Raw genomic sequence first — 9,488 nt, forward strand, 5'->3', positions numbered from 1 at the left:
ATTTAAATCGAATCATATTATTGATATTGGATATACGGTTAATATTTGAAAACATTAACTTGGCATCAATATTTAAAAATATATTGTTATACAAATTACATTCATATAATCATAATGTTATAATCTATATAGATTAGATATGTGAATAAAAATTGGTGAACAATGTTCACCCCTACGGTATCATTAATTTATATAATGGATCAATGTATTTTCATTGTATGCCAAGGCAAAAGAAATCTTTTAGTAAGAGTTTTTGACGAGAAGCATTTTTTCAAGATAAACCTATTATTCATATAATTTCTATTGAAAGGAAGTAAAGAAAGCTATGAGTATCATCAATCCACAAATTCCAGCAGATCTGATAAAGGTAGACGATTTTTCATCATATGCACAGCGATATTTATATGAGGAAAAACCAATCATTCAGATAAAGATTTACGAAGAACATATTGAACATATTGATTTTTCTAAAAGCGAAATCAATAAAAGTATTTTCGAAAACTGTACCTTCCTTGATTGCAGTTTTGAAGGGGCAAGCTTTGTTGATGTCGTATTCAAAAGCTGTAACCTATCAAACAGTAATTTTACAGACGCATATTTTGAAAGGTGTCAATTTGTTGCCTGTAAATGTGTAGGGGTGAATATGAGCGACACTATTTTCAAGCACACATTTATACAAGGATTAAATTTTCAGTATTCCTATTTCGATAAAACTAAAATGACAGACATTGCTTTTGAGGACACGGATTTCACCGAGGTATCTATAACTGAAGCCAAATTGAAAAGGTTTGAAGCAAAAAATTCGAGCTTTATTAAAAACAACTTCTTCAAGACAATGTTGGCAGGTATTGATTTTACAAAAAATGAGCTTATTGCTCCAACGGTATCTGCTCCCCCAAGTGAACTCAAAGGAGCTAAAATCAGCATGGTTCAGGCGTCTGACTTAATTGGTCTTTGGGGAATCATTGTTGAGCAATAATGAGATATAATTTTTATTGTGAAACTATACAGCATATGAGCAAACCCTTTAATCCATCTAATTGAATGTACTAAATAAAATTTGCTTTATATAGAAGCAGGGTAGATTTGCTTTCATTGACTCAGCTATTCTGCTTTTCCTTTCACCGTCTTTATGTAAGTATATGTCATATAATTTTGGTCACTTAATTTGATGATACCAGATATGAGAAGAAAAACTAGCCAATGATGTTCGTTCCTACAATATTTTAAAGGATAAAACATATAGAGTTTCATATAATGGCAGAAATTAATTAAAGAATATTATATTGTACACAAAAATAATATAATAATATACCAAATATATTACAATATTACTGAAACTTAAATTTGTTGATAAGAATAAACGAAAACAATGTTTCTATATGAGGGGGAAATATGGTAAATACAGAATTGACAGTAAAACAAAAGAAAGCGGATATGGATCTATATATAATTATTATTGTAACAGTTATAGTTCTAGGAAGTTTTATGATATTTGGAAATCAAATTATGAGCTTTGCAGAAAACAAAAGTATCAATATTATATTACGTACAATGGTTATAGCATTTATTCAATTTGGCATTGCAGGCCTTGGGATAACAATAGTTTCTATTTTGAGGAAGGAAAGTTTTTTGAGATATGGGCTGAAGAGGAAAGGGGCATTAAAGTCAATCATTCTTTCTACATTTGTGTTCATACCAAATATTATATTTGGATTTGTAACGGGGCAAGCAACTAGGTATTTACCATTTCAAGGTGTGAATATGACAAAAGAGGTATTAGCAAGTTCATTTCCTGTAAATATAATTGGTATGATATTAATTTCGATTGCGTGGGGATTTTTTGAAGGATTTAATTATGTAGTGATCAGCGAAAAGATTAATATTAGGTATCCAAGTGAAAAAAAGTGGCTGAATTGGGGTGCAATTATTTGTGCTATAATGTGCCTTTTAATTCATGGAATGATAGGTGTTACAGCAGAAAATATAATTGAAGGACTTACAGTGTTTATTATTATATATGGCATGCTTATGATAAAGGAACTTACCGATAACGCATGGGGCTGTGTGTTTATTTTCATATTCTTATGGAATGCATTTTGATATACAATATAATATTTCAATCTTATATTTAGTAGACTTTCATCTTATTAAATATCATGATTATTAAAAGAATAATCTCTTAAAATACCGTATTATTCAAAAATGAATTTTACGGTGTTTTTATGTTATAATTTGAAATTTTTTCAACCTAACTATTAAAATTAGAACTATGAACAATATCCTTTGAAAATTAAACAATGAGGCATTAAAAAGGCTATATTACATTATTATGAAATAATTGATATATTTGGTGGTGCATGATATGATTTTAGAAATATAACATACAATTGTTTAATAATATGAAGTAATGATAAATGATATTAACTTAAGTTATTACGGTAAGGCGTTTAATAAATAGAGTTTTGAAAGGAAGTGGCTTATATGGTGAATAAAAATAGTTATAAATTTAAAGGTGTTAGGGGGAAACACGTAAAATAGTCCTCCAATAAATTTTAGGAGGAAGTAGATGAATCCAGAGTTGAGTTTATATCAGGTTAAATTGAAGGAAGAAGTTGATTTTTTTTGGGGAAAAAGAGATCAATATATGAAGGAAGATATAATTCCAAATTGCACATTAGGAAATCCGCTGAATGAAGAGACTAAAAAATGGTTTTTCTCAAAGGAATACAAAGATCATATAATGAATCTTTTCAGTAGAAATCAGGATCAATTGAATATCCTATTTTTTAGAAAAAGTAATAAATATGTTGGATTTTGTATTTATGTAACTTATATTTCCGAGGACGGAAAGTGTTTCATAGTTGATTACTGTATAGATTCCAATTATAGAAGCCAAGGCCTTGGTAAGCAGTTTTTTTATCTTTTAAAAGATCAGGTCATTGGAGAGGGAGCTAAATATTTCGCACTTAATTTATCCAACGAGAATAACCGAAGATTTTGGAAATCTCTAGGGTTTGAAAAAGCATATACTGATGAATATGGAGAAGATGTTTATCTTAACAGAATAAATATGGATTTTATGGAAAATTGAATAACTATTCAGAAACTCAATAGGCTTAAAATTCTTATTAGATGAAATTGACTATTGAGATAAAGCTAACTAATTTATCAGTTAACAATATAATAGGAGAAAAAATGGTGTTATGATACTAAATAAAGTTTTAGAAAACATACAGCTATTACAATATGAATTACAAAAAATAAGTTCATCAATACAGAATGAAATTGCTAGTGTAATTATTGATGGAAGTGTCGTAAGAGGCGACTTTATTGAGGATTCCAGTGATATTGATTAGGCATCTTCAAGAAAATAACTAGTCAGTATGCTTGCCTATTTTTCATCCTACTTCCTCGATAGAACTTCATGATAGCCCAACTATCATGAAAACCTATCTCCTTGTATGATATAAAATATACTTCGCATCTTTGACTTGTTATTTTCTTTCAGATGCCATCGTTATTACAACCACTCGTAAAAATGTAGATTTACAAGTTAAAAAGCATGTAGAAGAAGTGATAAAAAATATTCAAAGTAAATTGCCTAAAAGAGAATATCCAAGAAAACCACTAGTTTATGATATTCAATGGCAAGACATTAATACTGTAAAAGAATGTGGACAAAGAGAATTAAACGAATGGAGTGTAAGCAATATTCCAAAGGGATATCCAAAGTTGTGGTTATATGTTTTTGATAGCATTAAGCATCATGTTGTAATATATGGGGAAGACATAACACAATTCTATACTAAAATTAAACCTCAGTATTTTCTTACTATTCGTGTGGAAAGAATACAAAAATCTATTATGAATTTAGGAGACAGAATTTCTGATTATGATATGAAAAATGCTACTATAACTCAAATAAAAAATGCTTGGGAAACAATTAGATGTATATGTATTAGTAAAGGATTGTTAAGCATAAAGAAGAATGATATTTTTCTTTTTTGTGAGACGCTCTTTTCAAATAAATCAGAGTTAGAAGTAATTGAAGATTTATATAATTTTTATTTAAATAAAGAAAATACAAAACTTTTAGAAGGGAATTTTAGAAAGAAATTATGTGATTTTTCTCTTAACATTATTCAAAGATATTATTTAGAAGTCCAGCAATTATATTAATTAGTTAAGTTAAAATAATAAGATTTTATGAACCAATTGGAGGTGTAAGTAAGTGGAGCATCCATTTGATTGTATAAGTAAATTTATATTTGTTGAGGCTGATGTTGGAAAATCAGATGTAATTTTGATTCCAGGAGCCAGTCAATCTCAGCTTATGGAGAAAGCAGCAGAACTTTATAATAGAGGATTTGCCCAATACATATTACCAAGTGGAGGAGCTAATTACAAATTACCAAATTATGAGTCAGAATGGGATTATTTAAAAACAATAGGCATTCAATTAGGAGTTCCTGAAAAGGCAATTTTAAAAGAAGATAAAGCGCAAAATACATTTGAAAATGCTCAATTTTCATGGGAATTATTACAGAAATTAAGTATACAAATAAAGAATGTTATTTTAGTGTGCAAAGCCTATCATTCAAGGAGAGCGCTGCTAACTTATCAATCAGTTTTCCCATTAAATATTAATTTTTATATAGCACCGGTAATAGATAAGAGAGGAATTTCAAAGGAGAATTGGTTTTTAAATGAAGACAGTATTAGCATTGTCATGAATGAAGTGGTGAAAATAGGAAGTTATTTTGAAGACAAAATATCAAAGTGGATTTAAGTTAATTGGCACTTTGATATTTAAAATGGTAACTATAAAAATTAAAGAATTATTTAAAACATCGTAAAATTTAATTTTATATTTTACGATGTTTTTATTTCATAATTAAAAAAGACGTACTATTTTTTCATTATATTATGTAATGTATCAATAGAAGTGCTAATAAATTCTCTTTCATTAAAATTGTTATTTATATCATTATTGCTTATTTTTAACATACACAAGACATCCTTATATTTCCTTATAATTAAAGTTTCAGCATATAACTCAATCAATTCTTTTTCTGTTTTGGATAAATTATTTTTAGAAGCATATCCATATAATATTGCTTCATATGTATTTTTATTATAGCAAAGCTTTATAACAGCCAAATCATGTATTCTCCAGCCATATCCACAGTGGTCAAAATCAAATATTGTTATATTATTGTTATCATCTAAATGTATATTAGATGGGTTTAAGTCACCATGGATAATACCATATGCGTCACTGTTAATAGGTAATTGTTGTAATTGACTATATAAATAATTTGCATAAGGCATAAAAAAATTAAGATTACCTAGATTATGTTTATTACAATGCTGTTGTAATATTTCCAGTGGTTCATTTATAAGATAATTAAGGTCTATTTTATATCTATCATGCTCACTTTTAAATTCATTCGATACTCTATGCAAATCTGCAACATTTTCTCCAAAGCCTATCGCTAAACTCCTCTCCAATGAGGGATTGATCTGAAAGCCTCCTGCAAATGAAAACAGTGTTATAAACCTTGTTTCGTTATTGTATAAAAATTTAGTTAAAAACACTCCATCTTTATTTCTAATCGGATAAGATACAGGTATATTTTTTGAAGCAAGAAAGGAAAGTAACTCTAACTCAAAATTGAAATCATTTATATGGTTAATGTAATACTTATTGTCTAAGTACACTCTTAAAATATATTTGCTATTTTTAGTCTGTATTAAATAATGGTCATTAAAACTTCTGCGAATAAACTTACAATCAAATGGTTCAGAAATATTATATGAATTTGAGATTATATCTTTTAATTTATCTTTATTAATAATTGGATTTATAGCTATCATTATTTAACCCTCATTTTCTTTACCAATATTTATACCATATAGGATAGTTGTATATCAACTTACGTGAAGAGTATAGCATATTTTTCATTTTATTGTATCTCTGTAATAAATATAATTATGTAAATATGATATAATTACCGCTAAGTAGTTGAAGATAGCGGAATATAGTGCAATAAGCTATTGATCATATAATAAATCCAATAATAAAGGGGAGATAATAATGAATAATGATTATATATTAAGATTAGCAGAAAACCTTGGAAAATTTGCTGCAAAGGTACTTTTAGATAAAGAACAAGAAGAATATGAAAATATTAATTTAGATTCATTATCTTCAGAAGAGATACTTCAAATTTTATTAAAGAAGCTTGTTCTTGAAGGTAAATATAATGAAGCAGAAAATATACTATTTGAAGAATTGAATAAAAATCCTTCAACCAATTTAGTTAACATCGGAAAATATTTTTATAATATTTTACTTTCAAAAAGTGATGAAGAACTTATTAAAGGAAATTTCTCAAGGGAAGAAGTGCTTCAAGGATTAAATGATATAGAAAAATTTATTGAAAATTGATATTAAAATCAATTCTCAAATAGATAGCAATTATTAAGATATCGTATTGTTCAGCAATGAATTTTACGGTATTTTTATTTTATAATTTAAAGATTCTATATTAAATTTAGTAAGTATTTTATAAAAAATAAATATATTTTGTGTAGGGGCGAACAGTGTTCACTTAAAAATTAAGCTCTTTTGAAACTAAATAATACAATATTAAAAGATAAAAATTGTTCCTAAGAAATATGAGGAAATAATACAATAAAGTGTAAAATATGTTATAATTTTTATATAAATTAACACATAATTGTATTATGCTGACAAACAATTTGATTATTAGGGGGATGAGTAAATTGAAAAGTCATATTGTACAAGGGGTTCCAACTTTAGAAGAAGCAAAGTTATTATTGGAAGAGGCCGAAAAGATAAATCCAGGATCATGGATCGGACATTGTAAATATGTTGCAGAAAGTGCAAAATTGATAGCAGCTAATTGTAAGGATTCAAACCCTGATGTGGCATATATCTTAGGGCTTCTTCACGATATTGGTAAAACAACGCCAAGTGGAAAAACTACTATAGGTCATATTATGGAGGGATATAATTATTCTATGGAAAGGGGATATAATCTTTTAGCTAAAATTTGTGTGACACACTCTTGTCCAAGTAAAAATATCTCAGATATTTTTGAAGTTAAAGAAAGTCATACAGATGATGGATATGATTTTGTTGAAAATTTCTTAAATACAGTTGAATATGATGATTATGATAGAATAATACAATTATGTGACGCATTAGGTTTACATAATGGTTTTACACTTATAGAAAAAAGGCTTGTAGATTTTGCATTACGACATGGGATAAGTGAACATATAGTTCCAAAATGGAAGGCTTTCATGGAGCTAAAAAATTATTTTGATGAAAAAATAGGGAAATCTATATATAGTATATTACCCGGAGTTATAGAGAATACCTTTGAATTATAAAGGTAATTTCTCTACCAAGAAGATAATAATTCAATTTGAAATATTCTTATAAAGCGCAGCATATTATATAATTAAATAATTTATTTATTTTAAGGCAACAAAAAGAATATAATACTTATGAGGATCTGTAAATATTGTTTATTAGAGAGGGAAGAATGAATATTTATTTTTTGAGACATGGACAAACGAACATAAATAGAGATGGAAGATATCAATCCGCTGCAGATAAGGATTTAAATGACTTTGGAAGAAGACAAGCCGAATTGCTTGGAAAAAGATTAAAGAATTATAGTATAGATATTATGTATTCAAGCGATTTAAAAAGAGTAATGGAAACATCTGAAATTATAAACAAGTATATTAGTAAAGAGATTATTGTTAAAGAAGAACTTAGAGAAATAGATATGGGCCAATGGGATACACTTACCATTGAAGAACGATATATAAATAATGAACATTATGCAAAACAATGGCATAAGCATTTAGAAGATTTACCTTATCCTGATGGGGAGTGTGGTGAGGATGTATGTAAAAGGACACTGAAAGTTATAGATGAAATAATAGAAAAAAGCTATAAAGATATAGCAATAGTCAATTCCGGGGGAACTATTGCTATACTTTTAAGTTACTTTTTAGGGCTAGAACAATATAAAAGATTTAATATGAATATTGATAATTGTAGTATAAGCATTGTAAAATACGATGTTGTAAGCAATAAAGCCATTGTGAAATGTATTAATGACACTGGGCATTTATATGATTTAATTTAATTGACCAATATCATATTAGGCATAATAATTACAAAATCAAATAACCTCTTAAGATACCGTATTATTCAAAAAGAATAAGCGGTATTTTTATTTCGCAATTTGATTAAAGTGCGACATAAATATTTGACTAAAATAAATAAAAAAGTAAAGAGAAATTACAAAATAAACTGAAAAAGTAAAAGAGGGTGGCAGACATGAAAAGCTATTCTGACTTTAAAAAAGAGATTGGATTAAAAGGTGTAGAAATTGAAAACTTAACTGGATACACAAAACAGGGATTACACTATGCATTTAAGATGATAGAAGAAGGAAAATTACCAAGTAAAAAGTTTTTAGTTTGTATTAATGCTGCTATTGATAAGAAGATCAAGGAAGAGACGGAGCAGTATGAAGAAAAGATAAATAAGCTTAGAGAGATTAAAGAGAAATTTAAGGAGGAGTAAAAATGAAATATTTTGAATTTAACACAAAAGTTTTTGATTATTACGCGTTAATAGGAGCTGAAAATGAATTAGATGCCAGACAGTTTTATATTAGCAATGTTGGTGATATAGATGAAAGTCAAGAAAATAAAGACCCAAAAGAAATAACGAAAGAAATAGCAGTCGAAACAAGTATAACGTGCTTAAAAGGAGAAGTTGATACAGAACAAATTGAAAAAGAGTTTGAAGAGATGTCGACATCTAAAGAACCATATTTAATATTAATAGATACGGATTTATTATAAATTGAATTATTTTAATGTGTAAATTGATTAATAAAAGACACTATTAGAGTGTCTTTTCAGAAGAAATAAATATATTACCATTACCAACTATTACAATTCTATAATCAGGCAATAGAGGAATTAAATTATACTTGTCAGATTTAGGAGATAATCGTATCGATTGTATCAAAATTTGTTTTTCATCGAAAACTTGTAAATAAACACTATTTTCATTAGATACATTTTGAACAATATATTTATTATCTTTTGAAAAATTAAAATCAGCTGCTTTATAAACGCCTTCATTAAAGATATTTACGGGGTATGCAAATTGAGTAAAAATACTAAATGATAATGATAGCGAAATTAAAATCATAGCAATAAATTTTTTCATTAGAATAACCACCTTTCAAGTTTATTTTGGCTATATAGATATTTAAATATACACAGTAGTAGCTGGTAAAAAATATGACTAAATTTGGTTATGCTTAAAATGATTAAATGACGAAGTAATTAATAAAAAGTGTTCTTTGAAAATTGAATAATACGGTATTTACAAAATATGTTATAATTAATTCATGATAGTA

At 27.3% G+C, this 9,488-nt stretch carries 13 protein-coding genes; 11 read left to right on the forward strand and 2 right to left on the reverse strand.

Going from position 1 to position 9,488, the window contains the following annotated elements; genetic code table 11:
- Positions 1 to 325: 325 nt before the first annotated feature.
- From B3603_RS22900 to B3603_RS22925, 6 genes are all read left to right on the forward strand, one after another.
- Entirely contained in the window at positions 326 to 979 is a 654-nt protein-coding gene (locus B3603_RS22900; protein ID WP_291569155.1) for a pentapeptide repeat-containing protein, read from the forward strand.
- Between the two features lie 416 nt (positions 980 to 1,395).
- Positions 1,396 to 2,103 carry a hypothetical protein gene (locus tag B3603_RS22905; RefSeq protein WP_291569156.1) on the forward strand — a complete coding sequence of 236 codons (708 nt, stop codon included), beginning with the start codon at positions 1,396 to 1,398 and terminating at the stop codon, positions 2,101 to 2,103.
- A 466-nt stretch (positions 2,104 to 2,569) separates the two neighbouring features.
- Positions 2,570 to 3,094 (forward strand): GNAT family N-acetyltransferase, encoded by a 525-nt coding sequence (locus tag B3603_RS22910; protein ID WP_291569157.1) that lies wholly within the window; start codon positions 2,570 to 2,572, stop codon positions 3,092 to 3,094.
- Positions 3,095 to 3,206: 112 nt separating this feature from the next.
- Positions 3,207 to 3,359: a hypothetical protein gene (locus tag B3603_RS22915; protein ID WP_291569158.1), complete on the forward strand. Its 153-nt coding sequence runs from the start codon at positions 3,207 to 3,209 to the stop codon at positions 3,357 to 3,359.
- Positions 3,360 to 3,489: 130 nt separating this feature from the next.
- Positions 3,490 to 4,182, forward strand: coding sequence for a hypothetical protein (locus B3603_RS22920; RefSeq protein ID WP_291569159.1), 693 nt, complete (start codon positions 3,490 to 3,492; stop codon positions 4,180 to 4,182).
- Positions 4,183 to 4,234: 52 nt separating this feature from the next.
- Positions 4,235 to 4,792, forward strand: coding sequence for a YdcF family protein (locus B3603_RS22925; RefSeq protein ID WP_291569160.1), 558 nt, complete (start codon positions 4,235 to 4,237; stop codon positions 4,790 to 4,792).
- Between the two features lie 119 nt (positions 4,793 to 4,911).
- On the opposite strand, the gene B3603_RS22930 is transcribed toward B3603_RS22925, so the two are convergent.
- Positions 4,912 to 5,880: a phosphotransferase gene (locus B3603_RS22930; protein ID WP_291569161.1), complete on the reverse strand. Its 969-nt coding sequence runs from the start codon at positions 5,878 to 5,880 to the stop codon at positions 4,912 to 4,914.
- A gap of 220 nt (positions 5,881 to 6,100) precedes the next feature.
- Here B3603_RS22930 and B3603_RS22935 point away from each other — a divergent pair, with 220 nt between their 5' ends.
- The 5 genes from B3603_RS22935 (at position 6,101) to B3603_RS22955 (ending at position 8,922) form a co-directional block, all read left to right on the forward strand.
- Positions 6,101 to 6,454 (forward strand): DUF6483 family protein, encoded by a 354-nt coding sequence (locus B3603_RS22935; RefSeq protein ID WP_291569162.1) that lies wholly within the window; start codon positions 6,101 to 6,103, stop codon positions 6,452 to 6,454.
- Between the two features lie 329 nt (positions 6,455 to 6,783).
- Positions 6,784 to 7,425 carry an HD domain-containing protein gene (locus B3603_RS22940; protein ID WP_291569163.1) on the forward strand — a complete coding sequence of 214 codons (642 nt, stop codon included), beginning with the start codon at positions 6,784 to 6,786 and terminating at the stop codon, positions 7,423 to 7,425.
- Positions 7,426 to 7,580: 155 nt separating this feature from the next.
- Positions 7,581 to 8,195 carry a histidine phosphatase family protein gene (locus B3603_RS22945; RefSeq protein ID WP_291569164.1) on the forward strand — a complete coding sequence of 205 codons (615 nt, stop codon included), beginning with the start codon at positions 7,581 to 7,583 and terminating at the stop codon, positions 8,193 to 8,195.
- Between the two features lie 194 nt (positions 8,196 to 8,389).
- Positions 8,390 to 8,638 carry a hypothetical protein gene (locus tag B3603_RS22950; protein ID WP_291569165.1) on the forward strand — a complete coding sequence of 83 codons (249 nt, stop codon included), beginning with the start codon at positions 8,390 to 8,392 and terminating at the stop codon, positions 8,636 to 8,638.
- Positions 8,639 to 8,640: 2 nt separating this feature from the next.
- Entirely contained in the window at positions 8,641 to 8,922 is a 282-nt protein-coding gene (locus tag B3603_RS22955; protein WP_291569166.1) for a hypothetical protein, read from the forward strand.
- Positions 8,923 to 8,965: 43 nt separating this feature from the next.
- On the opposite strand, the gene B3603_RS22960 is transcribed toward B3603_RS22955, so the two are convergent.
- The gene (locus B3603_RS22960) at positions 8,966 to 9,295 is read right to left on the reverse strand and encodes a hypothetical protein (RefSeq protein WP_291569167.1); all 330 of its coding nucleotides are present in this window, start codon (positions 9,293 to 9,295) and stop codon (positions 8,966 to 8,968) included.
- Positions 9,296 to 9,488 lie beyond the last annotated feature (193 nt).

The organism is Clostridium sp. UBA2485 (genome assembly GCF_002341865.1).
GTDB lineage: Bacteria > Bacillota > Clostridia > Clostridiales > Clostridiaceae > Clostridium_J.

Coding starts and splice junctions, on each gene's coding strand:
- B3603_RS22905 (WP_291569156.1), top strand. CDS start 1,396: ATGGTAAATACAGAATTGACAGTAAAACAAAAGAAAGCGGATATGGAT.
- B3603_RS22930 (WP_291569161.1), bottom strand. CDS start 5,880: ATGATAGCTATAAATCCAATTATTAATAAAGATAAATTAAAAGATATA.
- B3603_RS22950 (WP_291569165.1), top strand. CDS start 8,390: ATGAAAAGCTATTCTGACTTTAAAAAAGAGATTGGATTAAAAGGTGTA.
- B3603_RS22935 (WP_291569162.1), top strand. CDS start 6,101: ATGAATAATGATTATATATTAAGATTAGCAGAAAACCTTGGAAAATTT.
- B3603_RS22910 (WP_291569157.1), top strand. CDS start 2,570: ATGAATCCAGAGTTGAGTTTATATCAGGTTAAATTGAAGGAAGAAGTT.
- B3603_RS22945 (WP_291569164.1), top strand. CDS start 7,581: ATGAATATTTATTTTTTGAGACATGGACAAACGAACATAAATAGAGAT.
- B3603_RS22955 (WP_291569166.1), top strand. CDS start 8,641: ATGAAATATTTTGAATTTAACACAAAAGTTTTTGATTATTACGCGTTA.
- B3603_RS22915 (WP_291569158.1), top strand. CDS start 3,207: ATGATACTAAATAAAGTTTTAGAAAACATACAGCTATTACAATATGAA.
- B3603_RS22960 (WP_291569167.1), bottom strand. CDS start 9,295: ATGAAAAAATTTATTGCTATGATTTTAATTTCGCTATCATTATCATTT.
- B3603_RS22900 (WP_291569155.1), top strand. CDS start 326: ATGAGTATCATCAATCCACAAATTCCAGCAGATCTGATAAAGGTAGAC.
- B3603_RS22940 (WP_291569163.1), top strand. CDS start 6,784: ATGAGTAAATTGAAAAGTCATATTGTACAAGGGGTTCCAACTTTAGAA.